At 61.0% G+C, this 18479-nt stretch carries 18 protein-coding genes; 7 read left to right on the forward strand and 11 right to left on the reverse strand.

From position 1 onward, the window contains the following. Nucleotides 1-25 precede the first annotated feature (25 nt). Nucleotides 26-460 carry a MarR family transcriptional regulator gene (locus tag FJD34_RS12135; RefSeq protein ID WP_032857073.1) on the reverse strand — a complete coding sequence of 145 codons (435 nt, stop codon included), beginning with the start codon at nt 458-460 and terminating at the stop codon, nt 26-28. A 121-nt stretch (nt 461-581) separates the two neighbouring features. After that, nucleotides 582-2711: a DNA helicase RecQ gene (gene recQ / locus FJD34_RS12140; RefSeq protein ID WP_032857071.1), complete on the reverse strand. Its 2130-nt coding sequence runs from the start codon at nt 2709-2711 to the stop codon at nt 582-584. A 274-nt stretch (nt 2712-2985) separates the two neighbouring features. Between recQ and FJD34_RS12145 the strand changes: the two genes are divergently transcribed. The 3 genes from FJD34_RS12145 to FJD34_RS12155 all read left to right on the forward strand — a co-directional run bounded on the left by FJD34_RS12145 (nt 2986) and on the right by FJD34_RS12155 (nt 7554). Further along, nucleotides 2986-3573 carry a YecA/YgfB family protein gene (locus tag FJD34_RS12145; RefSeq protein ID WP_032857069.1) on the forward strand — a complete coding sequence of 196 codons (588 nt, stop codon included), beginning with the start codon at nt 2986-2988 and terminating at the stop codon, nt 3571-3573. Nucleotides 3574-3593: 20 nt separating this feature from the next. Further along, nucleotides 3594-3980 (forward strand): YbaN family protein, encoded by a 387-nt coding sequence (locus FJD34_RS12150; protein WP_065944058.1) that lies wholly within the window; start codon nt 3594-3596, stop codon nt 3978-3980. Between the two features lie 103 nt (nt 3981-4083). Beyond that, on the forward strand, nt 4084-7554 hold the full coding sequence (locus tag FJD34_RS12155; protein ID WP_032857066.1) for a hybrid sensor histidine kinase/response regulator: 3471 nt from the start codon (nt 4084-4086) through the stop codon (nt 7552-7554). Between the two features lie 61 nt (nt 7555-7615). On the opposite strand, the gene FJD34_RS12160 is transcribed toward FJD34_RS12155, so the two are convergent. Next, nucleotides 7616-8980, reverse strand: a complete 1365-nt coding sequence (locus tag FJD34_RS12160; RefSeq protein ID WP_167360828.1) for a DNA recombination protein RmuC — start codon at nt 8978-8980, stop codon at nt 7616-7618. Between the two features lie 175 nt (nt 8981-9155). Then, nucleotides 9156-9479 carry an SEL1-like repeat protein gene (locus tag FJD34_RS12165; protein ID WP_032857064.1) on the reverse strand — a complete coding sequence of 108 codons (324 nt, stop codon included), beginning with the start codon at nt 9477-9479 and terminating at the stop codon, nt 9156-9158. 455 nt (nt 9480-9934) lie between these two features. On the opposite strand from FJD34_RS12165, the gene FJD34_RS12170 reads away from it, so the two are divergent. From FJD34_RS12170 to FJD34_RS12190, 4 genes are all read left to right on the forward strand, one after another. After that, a complete protein-coding gene (locus tag FJD34_RS12170) occupies nt 9935-10240 on the forward strand; it encodes a hypothetical protein (RefSeq protein ID WP_032857063.1) in 306 nt (101 codons plus the stop codon). A gap of 475 nt (nt 10241-10715) precedes the next feature. Continuing rightward, entirely contained in the window at nt 10716-10940 is a 225-nt protein-coding gene (locus tag FJD34_RS12180) for a hypothetical protein (RefSeq protein ID WP_007898912.1), read from the forward strand. 279 nt (nt 10941-11219) lie between these two features. Beyond that, nucleotides 11220-11702, forward strand: coding sequence for a hypothetical protein (locus FJD34_RS12185; RefSeq protein WP_032857062.1), 483 nt, complete (start codon nt 11220-11222; stop codon nt 11700-11702). 146 nt (nt 11703-11848) lie between these two features. Next, on the forward strand, nt 11849-13123 hold the full coding sequence (locus FJD34_RS12190) for an OmpP1/FadL family transporter (RefSeq protein ID WP_032857061.1): 1275 nt from the start codon (nt 11849-11851) through the stop codon (nt 13121-13123). 65 nt (nt 13124-13188) lie between these two features. On the opposite strand, the gene FJD34_RS12195 is transcribed toward FJD34_RS12190, so the two are convergent. From FJD34_RS12195 to cobU, 7 genes are all read right to left on the reverse strand, one after another. Then, nucleotides 13189-13740, reverse strand: a complete 552-nt coding sequence (locus FJD34_RS12195; protein ID WP_065944059.1) for a glutathione peroxidase — start codon at nt 13738-13740, stop codon at nt 13189-13191. 150 nt (nt 13741-13890) lie between these two features. Continuing rightward, a complete protein-coding gene (locus tag FJD34_RS12200) occupies nt 13891-15090 on the reverse strand; it encodes an MFS transporter (protein WP_162237630.1) in 1200 nt (399 codons plus the stop codon). A gap of 62 nt (nt 15091-15152) precedes the next feature. After that, nucleotides 15153-15557, reverse strand: coding sequence for a MarR family winged helix-turn-helix transcriptional regulator (locus tag FJD34_RS12205; protein WP_032857058.1), 405 nt, complete (start codon nt 15555-15557; stop codon nt 15153-15155). 42 nt (nt 15558-15599) lie between these two features. After that, nucleotides 15600-16328, reverse strand: coding sequence for an adenosylcobinamide-GDP ribazoletransferase (locus FJD34_RS12210; protein ID WP_090290661.1), 729 nt, complete (start codon nt 16326-16328; stop codon nt 15600-15602). Further along, complete coding sequence (gene cobC, locus FJD34_RS12215) at nt 16329-16904, reverse strand: alpha-ribazole phosphatase family protein (protein ID WP_090290660.1); 576 nt, start codon at nt 16902-16904, stop codon at nt 16329-16331. Continuing rightward, on the reverse strand, nt 16901-17956 hold the full coding sequence (gene cobT, locus FJD34_RS12220; RefSeq protein WP_090290659.1) for a nicotinate-nucleotide--dimethylbenzimidazole phosphoribosyltransferase: 1056 nt from the start codon (nt 17954-17956) through the stop codon (nt 16901-16903). The genes cobC and cobT overlap by 4 nt, the downstream gene beginning before the upstream one ends. Beyond that, the gene (cobU, locus tag FJD34_RS12225; RefSeq protein ID WP_032857054.1) at nt 17953-18474 is read right to left on the reverse strand and encodes a bifunctional adenosylcobinamide kinase/adenosylcobinamide-phosphate guanylyltransferase; all 522 of its coding nucleotides are present in this window, start codon (nt 18472-18474) and stop codon (nt 17953-17955) included. Before cobU ends, cobT begins: the two co-directional genes overlap by 4 nt. Between the last annotated feature and the right edge of the window lie 5 nt (nt 18475-18479).

Raw genomic sequence — 18479 nt, forward strand, 5'->3', positions numbered from 1 at the left:
CATTTTGATCAGCGGCGTAGTCGGCTCAGGTCTTTTCCAGATTAGCCAGGATGTGCCCGTGCACCCGCATGCACACCCGCATATCCTCTTCATCAACACCGACGAACAGTTCCTGGCGCAAGGCAGTAGCAATCGTCTCGATCTGCTCGATCAATGGCCGTGCGGTATCACACAGTACAATGCGCTTGGCACGCCGGTCTTCCACCACAGCCTGGCGTTGCACCAGGCCCTGGCCTTCCAGGCTATCGAGCAAACGCGCCAATGTGGGCCCTTCCACCCCGACACTCTGTGCCAATTCGCGCTGGGTCGGCGCTTCTTCAAAGCGGGCAAGATGCAGCAGTACCAGCCAGCGTGCCTGGGACAAACCCAGCCCCGCCAGGCGGCGATCCAGTTCGGCGCGCCAGCCACGGGACATTTGCGCCAGCTGCATGCCAAAACGGTGTTGATCGGTTAACGGCATAAAAAACTCATGGGTTAGACTGAAAATAAAGTGTGGCTAATTATTAGTCAGCTAAGCATGACCCATGACAGTAGGCAAGGTTTGCAATGTACTGATTCGTTACATTGTCGTAATTGACGCATCAAATCTCGAATTCCGACTGCAAAGCGGCCCGTACGCAGTACAAAACGCCCTCGGGCACCCGGCCGGTAAACAGCGGCGCTATATCGGAAACAGGTGGTAATTCGCCTTCGCCGTCGAGAAACGCGTCCTGGATTTCACCGAGCAAGTCTTCCGGCAAGTCGAGGGCCTGCTCCAGTGACAGTTGCTGCTTGCCGATGGACTCGGCCAGCAAGGTGTAGACGTTCTTTTCCGAGCACTGCAACTGCCCCGCAATCTGGATCGGTGTCATACCGGCACGGGCCAGGCTGATCAGCTCGTGGCGGATATCGGCGACTTCCTTCGGCGCCTCGGCCTGGCCGCCAAGGACTTCCAGGAAGGCCTGGCCATAACGCTCCAGCTTGCGCGCGCCAACACCACTGACCCTGGCCATTTCGGCCATGGTGGTGGGCTGCTCGCGCAACATCTCCAGCAAGGTGGAGTCGGGGAAGATGACGTAAGGCGGCACGCTGTGCTCTTGCGCCAGCTTGCGGCGCAATGCACGCAGGGCTTCCCACTGTTCGCGTTCTTCGCCACGCACCAGTTGGCTGGCCTGGCTGGTGCTGTTGGACTTGGCAGTGGTCTGCGGCTTGAGGTCGCGGCGCAACTCCAGGCTGACCTCGCCCTTGAGCAGTGGCCGGCAACTGTCGTTCAGGCGCAAGCCGCCATAGCCTTCGAGGTCGATATCCACCAGGCCACGGGCCACCATCTGGCGGAACAGCGAGCGCCATTCGCCTTCGGCACGCGCCTTGCCCACGCCATACACCGACAGGTGCTGGTGACCAAAGCTGCGGATTTTTTCGTTGTCCTTGCCCAGCAGCACATCGACCAGATGACCAACACCATAACGCTGGCCGGTACGGAAGATCGCCGACAGGCCCTGGCGCGCCGGCTCGGTGGCATCCCAGGTCTGCACGCCGTCCACGCAGTTATCGCAATGCCCGCACGGCTGGGGCATGTCTTCGTCGAAATACGCGAGCAGGGTCTGGCGACGGCAGCGGGTTTCTTCACACAGCGACAGCATGGCATCGAGCTTGTGCTGCTCCAGGCGCTTGTGGCGCTCATCGCCTTCGGAGTTCTGCAGCATCTGCTTGAGCATCACCACATCCTGCAGGCCGTAGACCATCCACGCGTCCGCCGGCAGGCCATCACGGCCGGCACGCCCGGTTTCCTGGTAGTACGCTTCAAGAGACTTGGGCAGGTCCATGTGCGCGACAAAGCGCACGTTGGACTTGTCGATGCCCATGCCAAACGCAATGGTCGCCACCATGATCAGGCCCTCCTCGTTGAGGAAGCGCTTCTGATGATAGGCCCGCAACTCGTTGGGCAGGCCGGCGTGATACGGCAATGCGGGATAGCCCTGCTCACAGAGGAACGCGGCCACTTCATCGACCTTCTTGCGCGACAGGCAGTAGACAATGCCGGCATCGCTGCGCCGCTCCGAAAGGAACGCCAGCAACTGCTTGCGCGGCTGCTCCTTGGGTACGATGCGATAAAAGATATTGGGACGGTCGAAGCTGGAGAGAAAACGCTCGGCATTCTGCAGGTGCAGGCGCTCGACGATTTCTTCGCGGGTGCGCTTGTCGGCCGTGGCAGTCAGGGCGATGCGCGGCACATTGGGGAACAGTTCGGCCAGTTGCCCCAGTTGCAGGTATTCACGCCGGAAATCGTGACCCCATTGGGACACGCAGTGGGCCTCGTCGATGGCGAACAGGGAGATTTCCAGGCTCTGCAAAAACGCCAGCATCCGCGGCTGCACCAGGCGCTCGGGCGCCAGGTAGAGCATCTTCACTTCACCACGGCGGATCCGCGCGGCCAGGTCGCGTTGCTGTTCGGCGCTCAGGGTCGAGTTCAATGCAGCGGCGGCGACACCCAGTTCTTCCAGGGTAGCCACTTGATCGTCCATCAGCGCGATCAACGGCGAGACCACCACTGCCAGCCCTTCGCGCAACAATGCAGGCACCTGGAAGCACAACGACTTGCCGCCACCGGTAGGCATCAGGACCAGCGCATCACCACCGCTGGCCACGCGCTCAATGATCGCACCCTGGCGGCCACGAAAGCTGTCGTAGCCGAAGATGTCCTTGAGGACGCGTTGAGCCTGTTCAAGCATGAAAAACTCCAAATTCCACCGAAATCCCTCTGTACAGGCTGGTTGAAAAAGCGCGCCCGGCCGGAAAATAATCCGTAAGCGAACTTTTCCCGCAACCACCTCCGGCCTGCAGGGGCATCACAAAACGCGGCAGTATACCCGAGCACTCTGCGGCAAAGGGCGCCACTGACGAATAGCGGCCCATCTGAAAACCTTGCAAATATGCAGTGCGGCTGGCCTGCACGCTCAAGAAAGCCTAGAATTCAGCATCGTTTATTCCCAAGGTAGTCTTTCAATGTCCTTCGCTGAGCAACTAAACCGCCTGCAAGCCTTCCTCGATGCCGATGAGCTGCATGACGAGGCGCTGGACTATGTGGCCGCCCACGGCTACCTGACCGCGCTGTCGATCTGCTCGGAGCCGGTACCTGATCGCGAATGGATCGACGCGCTGTTCGCCGAAGAACCTCATTACAAGGACGAGGCCCAGCGCACCGAAATCGAAGAAACCCTGGTCCAGCTCAAGGCCCACATCTCCCGCCAACTGGCGTCCGATGAAGAATTCGAGCTGCCATGCGACCTCGACCTCGGCGAGGAGCCGGATGACTCCGACCTGCGCGGCTGGTGCATCGGTTTCATGGAAGGCGTGTTCCTGCGCGAAGCGGCCTGGTTCGAAACCGCCGAAGAAGAAGTCAGCGAAATGCTGCTGCCGATCATGGTCGGTTCCGGTCTGTTCGACGACCAACCTGAGTTCGCCGATATCGCCAGCGATGCCAACCTGATGGACGACATGATCGTACAGATCCCGGAAGCACTGACCGCCCTGTACCTGCTGTGCAACGCCCCCGACGAAAAACCGGCGATCCTCAAGCCTCGCCACCACTGAGTCCCCCGCCCGTGGCGCCCATGGGCAACCGTTCCCCGATTGTGCGCTACGCACTGCTGGCCATTGGCTGGTTGAGCGTCACACTCGGGGTGATCGGGATCTTCCTGCCGGTCTTGCCAACCACCCCCTTCCTGTTATTGGCTGCCGGCTGCTTTGCCCGCAGCTCACCGCGTTTCTACCACTGGCTGGTCAACCATCCGCGCCTGGGCCCCTGGATTCGGGATTATCTGGATGGCAACGGCATCCCGCTCAAGGGCAAGGTGTACGCCATCGGCCTGATGTGGTTGAGCATCGGTCTGTCCTGTTACCTGGTGCCATTGCCCTGGGCACGTGGATTCATGCTGACCAGTGCGGTGCTGGTGACAATCTACATCCTGCGCCAGAAAACCCTGCCGCCGCGATTGTAGGCCCCCCCTACACGACCTTCGTCGACACTGACTAACCCCGAGCATCATGCGAGACTGTCGTCCCGGGCCTGGAAGCCTGGGTGTTCTTATGTCCGGAGTACTCATGACGCTGTCCAGCGGGCTGATCGCCGCCGTTGCCCTGGCCTATATGGCCATTATGTTTGCCATCGCCTTCTACGGTGACCGCCGCCACGCGCCGCTGCCGCCACGGGTGCGTGCGTGGGTGTATAGCCTCTCGCTGGCGGTGTACTGCACCAGTTGGACCTTCTTTGGCGCTGTGGGCCAGGCCGCAGAACAATTGTGGGCATTTTTACCGATCTACCTGGGCCCCGTACTGCTGCTGGTGCTGGCGCCCTGGGTCCTGCAAAAGATGATTCTGATCAGCAAGCAGGAAAATATTACCTCCATCGCTGACTTTATCGCTGCGCGCTATGGCAAATCCCAGTCTCTGGCGGTGGTGGTGGCGCTGATCTGCCTGGTCGGCGTGCTGCCTTATATTGCCCTGCAACTCAAAGGCATCGTGCTGGGGGTCAACCTGCTGATTGGCGCCGGCGCCGATGCCACCGGCACACGGGCCCAGGACACCGCCCTGATCGTGTCCCTGGTGCTGGCGCTGTTCACCATTGTGTTCGGCACCCGCAACCTCGACGCCACCGAGCACCACCGTGGCATGGTGCTGGCGATTGCCTTTGAATCCCTGGTCAAGCTGTTCGCATTCCTCGCCGTCGGCGCGTTTGTCACCTACGGCCTGTACGACGGTTTCAACGACCTGTTCAGCCAGGCGATGCTCGCGCCGAGGCTGGAGGAATACTGGAAAGAGACCGTCAACTGGCCGTCGATGGTGGTACAGACCGGCGTGGCGATGATGGCGATTATCTGCCTGCCCCGGCAGTTCCACGTCACCGTGGTGGAGAACATCGAGCCCCAGGACCTGCGCCTGGCCAAGTGGGTCTTCCCGGCGTACCTGGTGCTGGCCGCGCTGTTTGTGGTGCCGATTGCCCTGGGCGGCAAGATGCTGCTGCCAAGCTCAGTGCTGCCAGACTCCTACGTGATCAGCCTGCCCCTGGCCGAAGCCCATCCGGCCCTGGCGCTGCTGGCATTTATCGGCGGTGCTTCGGCAGCGACCGGTATGGTCATCGTCGCCAGTGTGGCGCTGTCGACCATGGTGTCCAACGATATGCTGCTGCCGTGGCTGCTGCGCCGCACCAACGCCGAGCGCCCATTCGAAGTCTTCCGCCACTGGATGCTCTCGGTGCGCCGGGTCAGCATCGTGATTATTCTGCTGTTGGCCTATGTCAGCTATCGCCTGCTCGGCTCCACCGCCAGCCTGGCGACCATCGGCCAGATCGCCTTTGCCGCCGTAACCCAACTGGCACCGGCGATGCTCGGCGCGCTGTACTGGAAGCAGGCCAACCGTCGCGGCGTGTTTGCCGGCCTGGCGGCGGGCACCTTCCTGTGGTTCTACACCCTGGTGTTGCCGATTGCCGCCCATAGCCTGGGCTGGTCACTGGATATCTTCCCGGGGCTGGCCTGGCTGCATGGCAACCCGCTGGGGCTGCCGATCACACCGCTGACCCAGGGCGTGGTGCTGTCCCTGGCCGGTAACTTCACCCTGTTTGCCTGGGTCTCGGTGCTGTCGCGCACACGGGTCTCGGAGCATTGGCAGGCCGGGCGGTTTATCGGCCAGGAAACCAGCCAGCGCGCCAGTGCGCGGTCCATGCTGTCGGTGCAGATCAATGACCTGTTGAGCCTGGCTGCGCGTTTTGTCGGCGAAGAACGGGCGCAGCAAAGCTTCATCCGTTTTGCCTACCGCCAAGGCAAAGGTTTTAACCCCAACCAGAATGCCGACAACGACTGGATTGCCCACACCGAGCGGCTGCTGGCGGGCGTACTGGGTGCCTCATCCACGCGGGCGGTGGTGAAAGCGGCGATTGAAGGCCGCGAAATGCAGCTGGAGGACGTAGTCCGTATCGCTGACGAAGCCTCCGAAGTGCTGCAGTTCAACCGAGCGCTGTTGCAAGGCGCAATCGAGAACATCACCCAAGGCATCAGCGTGGTGGATCAGTCCCTCAAGCTGGTGGCCTGGAACCGCCGCTACCTGGAGCTGTTCAACTACCCCGACGGCCTGATCAGCGTCGGCCGGCCGATTGCCGACATTATCCGCTACAACGCCGAGCGCGGGCTGTGCGGCCCGGGCGAAGCCGAAGTCCACGTGGCGCGGCGCCTGCACTGGATGCGCCAGGGCCGCGCGCATACCTCGGAACGGCTATTTCCCAACGGCCGGGTGATCGAACTGATCGGCAACCCGATGCCGGGCGGCGGGTTTGTCATGAGTTTCACCGACATCACCGCCTTCCGCGAGGCCGAACAGGCCCTGACCGAGGCCAATGAAGGCCTGGAACAGCGGGTCACCGAACGCACCCATGAACTGTCGCAACTCAATGTTGCCCTGACCGATGCCAAAGGCGTGGCCGAGTCGGCCAACCAGTCGAAAACCCGCTTCCTCGCCGCCGTCAGCCATGACCTGATGCAGCCCCTTAACGCGGCACGCCTGTTCTCCGCTGCCCTCTCCCACCAGAGCGAAGGCTTGTCCGGCGAGGCCCGGCAATTGGTGCAGCACCTGGACAGTTCGCTGCGCTCGGCCGAAGACCTGATCAGCGATTTGCTAGATATCTCGCGCCTGGAAAACGGCAAGATCAATCCCCAGCGTCAGCCGTTTGCCTTGAGTGAGTTGTTCGACGCACTGGGTGCGGAGTTCAAGGTGCTGGCCCAGGAGCAAGGCTTGCGCTTCCGCCTGCGTGGCAGCCGCTTGCGCGTCGACAGTGATATCAAGCTGCTGCGGCGGATTCTGCAGAATTTCCTGACCAACGCCTTCCGTTATGCCCACGGCCCGGTGCTGCTGGGTGTACGTCGGCGTCGCGGCGAACTGCGCCTGGAGGTGTGGGACCGTGGCCCGGGAATTCCGCTGGATAAACAGAAAGTGATCTTCGAAGAGTTCAAGCGCCTGGACAGCCACCAGACCCGTGCCGAGAAGGGTCTGGGGCTTGGCCTGGCCATCGCTGACGGGCTGTGCCGCGTACTCGGCCACCGCTTGCGCGTGCGCTCGTGGCCCGGCAAAGGCAGCGTGTTCAGCGTCAGCGTACCGCTGGCCAAGGCGCAGACCCACTTGCAGGTACAAGCCGCGCCGGACAAGGGCCTGCCACTGAGTGGCGCCCAGGTGCTGTGCGTGGACAATGAAGACAGCATCCTGATTGGCATGCGCAGCCTGTTGAGTCGCTGGGGTTGCCAGGTCTGGACCGCACGCGACCAGGCGCAATGCGCGGCGTTGCTGGCCGAAGGCATGCGCCCGCAACTGGCCCTGGTCGATTACCACCTGGACCATGGCGAGACGGGGACCGAGTTGATGGGCTGGCTGCGTGCACAACTGGCGGAGCCGATTCCGGGGGTGGTGATCAGCGCCGATGGCCGGCCGGAGATGGTGGCCGAGGTGCACGCAGCGGGGCTGGACTACCTGGCCAAGCCGGTGAAGCCGGCGGCGTTGCGGGCGCTGCTGAACCGGCATCTGCCTTTGTAACGTGTGGGAGCTGGCTTGCCCTAATGCCACACAAGCCTGCTCCCACATTGGGGTTCTGCGTTTAGTCAGGGAGTTGGGCGACGCCATCTTCATCAGTCATCGCTTTTTCCAGCAGCTCGGACGGCAAGCCTTTGCTGGCACGCGCCCCCAGCAGCTTCAACTGCTCGACCCGGCTGACCAGATTTCCGCGACCATCTGTAAGTTTATTACGCGCTGCACTGTAAGCCTTATCCAACTGCTGCAATCGATTGCCCACTTCATCCAGATCCTGGATAAACAGCACGAACTTGTCGTACAGCCAGCCGGCGCGCTCGGCGATTTCCCGGGCGTTCTGGCTTTGCCGCTCCTGCTTCCACAGGCTGTCGATCACCCGCAGGGTCGCCAGCAAGGTGGTCGGGCTGACGATCACGATATGGCGGTCGAAGGCTTCCTGGAACAGGTTCGGCTCAGCCTGCAACGCGGCGGAAAACGCCGCCTCGATAGGCACGAACAACAACACGAAATCCAGGCTGTGCAAGCCTTCCAGCCGCTTGTAGTCCTTGCCGGCCAAGCCTTTGACATGGTTGCGCAGCGACAATACGTGCTGCTTGAGGGCAACCTGGCCGATCACCTCGTCATCGGCCGCCACGTACTGCTGATAGGCCGTCAGGCTGACCTTGGAGTCGACCACCACCTGCTTGTCGCCCGGCAACATGATCAGCACGTCCGGCTGGAAACGCTCGCCATCCGGGCCTTTGAGGCTGACTTGGGTCTGGTACTCGCGGCCTTTCTCCAGGCCCGCATGTTCCAGCACCCGCTCCAGAATCAACTCGCCCCAGTTACCCTGGGTCTTCTGCCCCTTGAGGGCGCGGGTGAGGTTAGTGGCTTCGTCCGACAGGCGCAGGTTCAATTGCTGCAGGCGCTCCAGCTCCTTGGCCAGGGAAAAACGCTCGCGCGCCTCGTTCTGATAGCTTTCTTCCACACGTTTTTCGAACGACTGGATGCGTTCCTTCAACGGGTCGAGCAATTGCCCCAGGCGCTGCTGGCTGGTTTCGGCAAACCGCTGCTCGCGCTCGTCGAAGATTTTCCCCGCAAGCTCGGCGAACTGTGCGCGCAGTTCATCCCGCGAGCCTTGCAGGTCGTTGAGGCGCTGTTGATGACTGTCCTGCTGCTCGCGCAGTTCGGCGCGCAGGGAGGCCGACAAGGCGTCCAGGCGACGCAGTTCCCCTTCCTTGCCGGAGCGCTCGATGTTCCAGGCGTGGGCCGCATCACGTGCGTTATCGCGGTCGATCTGCAGCAACTCGACTTCCCGGCGCACCGCTGCCAGATCCGCCTGTTTCGCCGCATTGGCCTGGCTCAGGTCGCTGATTTCGTCACGACTGGCGTCCAGTTGCGCGGCCAGTCCTTCCTGGGCCATCTGCGCCGTAGCCAGGCGCTCCTCCAACAGCTCCCAACCGGCGCTGCGTGCATTCAGGCGGCGCTGGATCTGCCAGCATAGGACCAACAAAGGCAACGCCGCAGCGGCGAGACCCAGCGCAACACTGGTCCAGTCAAAAGCCATAGCCATTCCTGCCATTACGGTAAAAGAGGAAGGTTAACCAAGCAGGCGCTTCGTGGACAGCTCAGTCTTTGATCTGACCCAGTTCACGCTGGGCGCCCAGGTCGCCGGCACGGGCGGCCTGGCGCAGGAGGTCGTGGCCGATGCGACGATCCCTGGCATTGCCGCACTCGCGACACATCAACAGGCCCAGGCGGCTCTGTGCCACAACCACCCCTTCACGCGCCGGTTGCTTGAGCAGACGCCCGGCAAAATGCTTGATATTGGGGTTGTCGCCAATGCGCGGGCTATCCAGCAGCCACAGGGCAACCTTCAAGGAGAAACGCTTGGGTGCGGTAACACTCGGAGGGTTGTCGGTAACAGAAGGTGATACGGAGCGAAACTTCATAAAGCACTGTAGGGCAGAACGGAAGGCGCGCCACTCTACTCCTTTTTTCGTACGCGTAAAGCTGAAAAAACCCTGCACGCCCGTTCTAGAGCAAGCGCTTGGGACAATCCACAGAAGCTGTGGATAACTCAGTGGACAACCGTGCTTTAACTCGCGCAAAGCCCCATGGAACGGGGGCCGCGCTTAAACTGACGATTTTTTCACCAATAAAAAAAAGCCAGGTTTTTCATTGACTTAAATTTTAGACGCAGGCATTCGTAAGCCAATCCTGCACGCTGCCATCCCGGTGACACACTGCGCAACCAATGTGCACAACTACCTGCCTGGCGGTTATATCCCCACCGTTTTGTGGCCCAACAGCACGACAAAACGTTACGGGTGACATCTAAACGCCACTTTTCAAACGACCCTGGTCTCGCCACACTGTTGGCCCTACAGCAAGGAGGCGCCGCTTCATGAAAGGGATCCTGGTGTTCGCATTACTGCTACTCGCCGTTTGTGTGATGTCCCTGGGGATCAATGCCGCACTGCCCTCCCCTGACGGCGCGCTGTTTGCCATCGCAATCCTGTTGTCGGCGGCCTTCACGGCAATCAGCCTGTGCATCGAGTTGGGGGATGGGCGGATCAATGCCATGCAGGATGTAATGAGAGTCATAGAAACCGGCCAATCCCTACGCCTGACCCTGGCGGCCTACGCGCTGGGCTGTTCGTTGGCGGCGGCGGCAACAGTGCTGGTTTATCGCGCTCTGATGGGCGGCTGATTGAAGTATTTTTGCTAACACACTTGCTTTACCCGTTTCAAGCCATTACTATCTGCGGTGTTAGTACCAAGCTGAAAGTCAATTCTGGTCGAACAAATCCCCGCGACGTAGCTTCCCTAAAGAGAAGTTCTGTCAATCTTGATGGGATCGACCACCTCGATGGTTTCCAGGTATCACTTGCGACGACACTGCCTTTGAACAATGCAAAGGGTGTCGCGAAGTCTCCATACTCTGACCGAACCAACCTGCAGATTGATCAGGATCTTCACCCTGGGCCCAGAACCTTTGCCCCTGTTGTGTTGCCTGCCCTCCTAAGTACCTACCTGCCAGCCCAAGCGCGCCAAACTATTTAGCGCTTCAAACTGGCTGCTTTGTTCCAGTCGGGTTCTTCGCATGATCAATGGTGATCAGCGTCACTGGAACGTTTTAACGTTGCACGGTTCTTATCCGTGTCATTTGTAGGAACACCCATAATATGTCCACTCAAATCCATACTCAGGATGCCATTCGCACCCTCACCAATGCTTTTGCCCCAATGAACTGCCTGATCATGGCCGCTCGCAAAGGCTGCTTCAGCTTCACCCTGGTCAACGAACACGGCATCGCTCGTCACAGCGAACGCCTGTACCCCGATCAATACTCCAGCGCAGAGCCGCTGCAGGCCGTGATCGAGCGTACCCGTCAGGCCCTGGTTGCCTGATTGACCCGACGCTGAACATCGAAAACCCTGCCCACAAGGCAGGGTTTTTTATTGCCTGCGATTCGCGGTTTTTGCCGAGGTCCTTTAGGCCAAACAGATATAACGCTTATAACCACCAGCCAGAAATATTTTAAAAACAGTCCTTTACGTCGCGAATCTGACACTACACTTCAACTCAGGCGGCATGTTCCGCCTCCGGCGAGCCTGAGATCCGATCCACCGCTGCCAAGCCCCCCCTTCTCAGGCCTCGTCGACCATTTATAGGGTTTCGAGGGTTTTATGGGCATTGCCGCCAGCGAATTGTGTCGCTATGTGATCCGCCCCACGCTGATTTACCTGGGTCGCCACAGCCAGACCGCAGAAACCCTGCTGCTGGGGGTCGCCGCCAGCCAATCGGAACTGGGCTCAGCCTTGCACGACCGACGCGGCCACGGTTTGTATCGCATTACCGAAACCCGCCACAGAGCCCTGTGGGATGACTACCTGGCCCTCGACCCGGAACGTGCCAGCCTGGTGCGCGGCCTCGCCAGCCAGCATGCCTTCCTCAGCGGGCCGCAGTTGGAGCTGACCGTCAACCTGCGTTACGCCACCGCTATCGCCTGGTTGCTGGTGGAACAACACCGCCCCGAACTGCCTCGATCCGACGATGTGCTGGCCATGGCCCGTATCTGGAAAGAAATATTTCATCCTCAGGGCCGCCTGCGCGATTACACCCATGCCTGGCAAACCTGTGTATCACCCGTGAATCAGGTCGCCTGCTGATCGGGCACTTTGCAAGATTCGGCAAAATTCGGTAATTTTGGTCGGATTGTCCTACAAAACCGCTCTATCTCCTACATTACAGCCTATAGCGCTAAGTGAATTTTATTGTTACTTTCCGCAGCGGTGATCACCTAGGAGTTCTAATAATGAAAAAAGTAATGCTCAAGACCACACTTAGCCTCGCCGTTGCCATGGCCTCATCCCAACTGTTCGCAAGCGGCTTTGCCCTCAACGAACAAAGTGTCAGCGGGATGGGTACCGGTTTTGCGGGTCGTTCTTCTTCTGCCGATGATGCAAGTACTGTTTATGGCAACCCTGCCGGTATGGCTCGCCTGCAAGGCCAGCAAGTCACTGGCGGTGTTGCGGTGATTGACGCATCTACCGATATCAAAGATGTCAGCGGTCGTTCCCGCGGCACCAACAAAGGCGACATGGTCCCCTTCACGGCGGTACCGTTCGGTTTCTACACCAATAAACTCAATGACCAGTGGGCTGTCGGCTTTGGTGTGTATGCACCGTTCGGCCTGATTACCGACTACGAAAGCAAATATCAGGGCCGTGGCTTCGGCAGCAAGAGTGAAGTTCAAGTCATCACTTTCCAGCCGACTGTCAGCTACGCCTTCAACGATCGGGTTTCCGTCGGTTTTGGCCCAACTTTCAACCGCATTGCCGGCACCCTGGAATCTGAGCTGACCCTTAACCCGGCCGTTCCAGATACCAGGATCAAGATCAAGGGTGACGATACTGCCATTGGTTTCAACGCAGGCGTATTGGTCCAGGCGACCGACACCACCCGTGTTGGCCTGACGTACCACTCGAAGGTCAAGTACAAGCTTGAAGGCCACACCGAAGTCAACGCGCCTGCTGCGACCTCCGGCGCCCTGGCGACCGGTCGTTATGACGCTTCGCTGAAAATCGACACGCCTGAATCCTGGGATCTGTCGGTTACCCAGGACATGAACGATGCCTGGAAGCTGTATGCCGGTGCAACCTGGACGCGCTGGAGCCGTCTGAAGGACATCACCGTCAACAACAAAGGCGTGAGCACAGCCGGTGGCGGCCTCGCCCCTGGTCTTGTGGGCACCATCAAGGAAGACCAGAACTGGCACGACACCTGGGCTTATGCCGTGGGCACCTCGTACCAGTTGACCAAGCAGGTTGTATTGCGCACCGGCCTGACCTTCGACCAGTCGCCAACCAACAACACTGATCGTTCGCCACGTATCCCTACCGGCGACCGGACCATCTTTAGTGTTGGCCTGGGCTACGCGGTGATGGATAACATGACCATCGACCTGGCCTACTCCTACCTCAAGGAAGAAGAAGTCAGCGTCAACCGCTCCAACGCTCTGGCTAGCTACAACGCCAAGTACAAAAACAGCGCCAACGGTTTCGGCCTGGGCATGACGTACAAGTTCTGATTCAACGCTGCATGAAAAAGCCCCGCTCTCCTGCAAAGGAGGCGGGGCTTTTTAGTGGCTGATAGTCAGGGCTTGGAAGCCAGCGCCTGCTCCACAGCCTCGATCAGTTCCGGGCTGTCGGGTTTGGTCATACTGGAGAAGCTGGCAATCACCTTGCCCTGGCGATCCACTACGTACTTGTAGAAATTCCATTTCGGCGCGTTGCTCTGCTCGGCCAGCACCTTGAACAGATGCACGGCATCCGCGCCCCTGACCTTCTGTGGCTCGGTCATGGTGAAGGTCACGCCGTAGTTCACATAACAGACCTTGGCCGTTTCTTCGCCCGTCTTGGCTTCCTGCTTGAAGTCATCGGAAGGCACGCCAATCACTTCCAGGCCGTCGCCCTTGTAGCGCTGATACAGCGCCTCCAAGCCTTTGAACTGTGGGGCGAACCCACAAAAGCTGGCGGTGTTGACGATCACCAGAGGCTTGCCGGCAAAGCGCTGGCACAGGTCGATGGATTCCTTGGCGCGCAACTTCGGCAATTGGCCTTCGAGCAACGACGGGCAATCGGCGGCCATGGCCACACCGCCAAAAGCCACCATCAGGGCAGGTACTGCAAGCCAGCGCATCAACATGTTGGGTGTCCTTAGACAAAGTCAGACAAGCAACTTAACAGATCGCCATGCCCAGTTGCATCAACGCCAGCCCGCTGCGCTGCCAGCCCCACCAGGCGAGCAGCAACAGCGTCAGCAGCCCCGCTGCGCCAATCCAGCCCCACGTCGAATTCATGCGACCCCCATCTGCGCCTGCAACCTTGCCACAGGCCGCTCACGCACTGGCCAGTTCAGGGCGGCCGCGACCAGGCTCAAGACGATCGCCACCTGCCAGATCAAATCGTAGTTGCCCGTTCGATCATAGACCACGCCCCCCAGCCAACCGCCGAGGAACGAACCCAACTGATGGAACAGGAACACAATCCCACCCAGCATCGACAGGTTTCTTACGCCAAACAAGGTTGCCACCGTACCGTTGGTCAGCGGTACCGTCGACAGCCACAAAAAGCCCATGGCCATGCCGAACAAGTAGGCACTGGTCTGCGTCACTGGCGCCCACAGAAACAGCACAATCACCACCGCCCGCAGCAAGTACAGTGCGGTGAGCAGACGCGGCTTGGACATCCGCCCGCCGAGCCAGCCTGCGGTGTAGGTACCGAAGATGTTGAACAGGCCGATCAGGGCCAGCACCGTGGTGCCAACGGTCGCCGGCAGATGCTGGTCTACCAGGTACGCCGGCAGGTGCACGCCGATAAATACCACCTGGAATCCGCAGACAAAAAAGCCGAAGGCCAGCAACCAGAAACCGGAATGGGAACAGGCTTCATGCAGGGCCTCGCGCAAGGTTTGCTGGCCGGCCATCACTGGCAGCGGGCGGTCCTTGATCATCGTCACCAACGGCACGATCAACGCCACCAGCAGGCCCAGCACCAGCAAGGCGGCGGACCAGCCCAGCCAGCCAATCAGGCCCAGGGTGCCTGGCAACATGGCGAACTGGCCGAAAGAGCCGGCGGCACTGGCAATGCCCATGGCCATGCTGCGTTTTTCCGGGGCCACGGCACGCCCGACCACGCCAAGGATCACCGAGAACGAGGTGCCGGACAGGCCGATACCAATCAGCAAGCCCGCACTCAGGGACAGCGACCACGCCGAATCGGACAGGCCCATGAACACCAGGCCCAAGGCATACAGCACGCCACCGATCATCACTACTCTTGCCGCGCCAAACCGATCGGCCAGGGCCCCGGTAAACGGCTGTGCCAGGCCCCAGATCAGGTTTTGCAAGGCGATGGCAAAGGCAAAGGTTTCACGACCCCAACCGAACTCGCTGCTCATGGGCGACAGGAACAGGCCAAAGCCATGCCGCACACCCAGGGAAAGGGCCAGGATCAGCGCACTCCCGACAAGAATCCAGCCACTGGTACGCCACATCGAGGTCATTATTATTCTCCGCTTACGGGTATATACCCGCTTATAATCGAACCAGCTCGCGTTTAAGCGAGTTCGTCCAGCAAGGCCAACAGGGTTTCGCGTTTTTGCGCCCCCAATTTATCGATCAACTTCTGCTGCGCCGCTTCCCAGGCCGGCAACGCCGCTGCCAGGCGCTCCTTACCCATGTTGGTCAACACCACCAGGCGATTGCGCAGATCATTACCTTCGACCAACCGCACCAGGCCTTCACCCTCCAGCACCCGCAAGTTACGCCCCAGGGTGCTGCGATCCAGGCCCATGGCATCGGCCAGGCTGGAAATGCTCGGCTGATCCAGGCGTTGCAGGTTACACAACAAGGAATACTGGGCGACGTTGATCCCGAAGCCATCGAGGGCGCCGTCATAGTGCCTGCTGACGCCACGGGCGGCACGACGCAGGTTGGTGCATAAACATTGGGAGGCAAGCATAGAGCGTGTATATACCCGCGATTAAGGAAATGCAAGAAAGTGTTACAGGGCCAGGCCGATCAACACCGCCACTTCGAGCAGCTCCAGCAACGCGCCGGCCGTGTCGCCGGTGGTGCCGCCCAGCCGATTGATCATCACCTGGCGCAGCCCCATAAAGCAGATGGCTGCGAGCAGTACGGCGATCCCACCGCTGAAACCACCGATCAACACACAGGCCAGACCGGTAAGGATCAGTACTTGTTGCCCGACAATCCGCGGCAAATGGTCGGCCAACGACTGGCCCAGCCCCCCGGCGCGCACATAGCGAGTCGTGAGGAACAACGCCAGCAGCGAACCCCGGCCGATCAAGGGCGCAAGAATCAATGCCGCGCCGTTGTGCTGCTCGATCAAGGCTACCAGGGCCGTGAACTTGAGCAGCAGCACCAAGCCAAGGGTGACCACGGCAATTGGGCCGCTGCGCGGGTCCTTCATGATGGTCAGGGTGCGCTCACGGTCGCCAAAGCCGCCCAGCCAGGCGTCGGCGCTGTCCGCCAGGCCATCCAGGTGCAGGCCGCCACTGAGCAACACCCACGCGGTCAGCAGCAGCGCCGCATGCAGCAGCAACGGCGCGCCCATCAACAGCGTGTTCAAGCCCCACAGCAGTAGCCCGAACAGCAACCCTACCAGCGGATAAAACAGCAGCGAGCGCCCCAACTCCTGGGGTTGCGGCATGCCCGGCAGGCGAATCGGCAGGCTGCTGAGGAACTGCAAGGCGATCCAGAATGGCAGCATTCAGACGCCCTCGCTCAATACGCCATCAGCCTCGACCCGCAGGCTGAACAAGCCACCGTGCCCCACCTCGACATTCAACAACTGCTCACGGGGCAAGCCACGGGCCTGGGCCAACAATAAACGCATGACACCACCATGGCTGATCAACAGCACCCGTTGCCCGGCATACCGCTGGTGCAGGCGTAGGACAGCGCCGCGCACGCGCAGGGAAAACGCTTCGACAGGCTCGCCATCTGGCGGCGTAAAGCTATACGGGTCAGCCCAGAACAGCCCCAGCGCCTCGGCGTCGGTTTCCATCAACTTCGCCGCGCTCTGCCCTTCCCAGGCACCGAAATGCAGCTCCTGCAGATCCGGCTCCAGGCTCACCGGCAAATCCAGCCGTGCGCCCAACGCTTCAGCGAAGCGCGCGCAGCGTTGCAGCGGCGAGCTGACCAGGCGATCCCACGGCCCTTGCGCCAGCACAGCCTGGCGCATCTGCTCCCAGCCGTTATCCGTCAGGGCATCATCCAGGCTGCCGCGCAAGCCGCCGCCCAGTTCGGTTTCGCCATGGCGCAGCAGGTCCAGGTGCAAGGTCATGCCGGGCGATCCGCCACAGCCGCCTCAGCAAACGTCGCCATCTGCCCGTGCAACGCACAGGCCAGGCGCAACAGCGGTACCGCCAACGCCGCACCACTGCCCTCGCCCAGACGCAGGCCCAGTTCCAACAGCGGCTCGGCGCCAAGGCTTTGCAGCACGTGGCGATGGCCCGGCTCAGCCCCGCGGTGGCCGAACAACAGCCATGGCCGGCAAGATGGATTCAGGCGTGTAGCGACCAGGGCCGCGACAGTGCAGATAAACCCATCGACCAGCACCACCACACCCGCCTGGGCGCAGGCCAGATAAGCCCCCACCAGGCTGGCGATCTCCAGGCCACCAAGATTGAACAGGGTCTGCAACGGGTCACCGCGCTGCCCGGCATGCAAGGCCAATGCGCGCTCGATCACCGCTACTTTATGGCTCACGCCCTGGGCATTCAGGCCGGTGCCCGGGCCGGTCAGGTCGCTGACCGGGCAATCGAGCAATGCACAGGCCAAAGCGCTGGCGGCGGTGGTGTTGCCGATGCCCATCTCGCCGCCAATAAACAGTTGCGCGCCAGCACTGATCGCCCGCTGCACGCTGTCACGCCCCGCCGCCAGGGCCAGACGGCCCTGCGCCTCGGTCATGGCCGCGCCCAGCACGAAGTTGGCCGTGCCTGGGGCGATATTCAGGTGACGCACGCCCGGCAGGTCCAGCGACGGTGTGACAGTGCCCAGATCCACCACTTCCAGACGTGCATCCAGTTGGCGCGCCAACACACTGATCGCCGCGCCGCCGCTGACGAAGTTGTGCAACATCTGCCCGGTGACTTCCTGGGGATAGGCCGAGACACCCTCTGCGACCACACCGTGATCACCGGCAAAGATGGCGATCCACACCTGCTCGACCGTCGGTTTGACCTGGCCCTGCAAGCCGGCCAGTTGCACCGCCAGCGCCTCCAGTTGCCCCAGGGAACCGGCGGGTTTGGTCAGTTGCTGCTGGCGGGCCAAGGCTTGTTCATGGGCCACGGCATCCAGCGCCTTGCAGGGTTCCAGCCACCAGGATGGGCTCATAACGCAGTACCTTTCAAAGTCAGGGGCAGGCCCGCAACGGTCAGCACCACACGCTGACACCGTTCGGCCAAGGCTTGATGCAGCCAACCGGCTTCATCCACATAACGGCGAGTCAATTCGCCCAGCGGCACGACACCCAGACCGGTCTCGTTGCTGACAAAAATGATTTCACCCGGCAGCGACGCCAGGCAGTCCAGCAGTTGTTCGCGCTCCATGCCCAGGCGCTGCGGATCGTCCAGCATCAGCAGGTTGGTGAGCCACAGGGTCAGGCAATCGACCAGCAGGCACTGGCCAGGGGCGGCGTGTTCGCGCAGGACCCGGGCCAGCTCAAGCGGTTCTTCGACCAGCCCCCAATGGCTCGGGCGACGCTCCCGGTGCAGGGCGACCCGCTGGTTCATTTCACCATCCAGGGGTTGGCTGGTGGCGATGTAGGTGACAGGCAGGGCGCTGTCGCTGGCGAGCTTTTCAGCCAGGCGACTCTTGCCGGAACGGGCACCGCCGAGGATCAATTGCAACATGGTCA

Origin of the sequence: Pseudomonas brenneri, from assembly GCF_007858285.1 — a bacterium.
Taxonomy (GTDB): Bacteria; Pseudomonadota; Gammaproteobacteria; order Pseudomonadales; family Pseudomonadaceae; genus Aquipseudomonas; species Aquipseudomonas brenneri.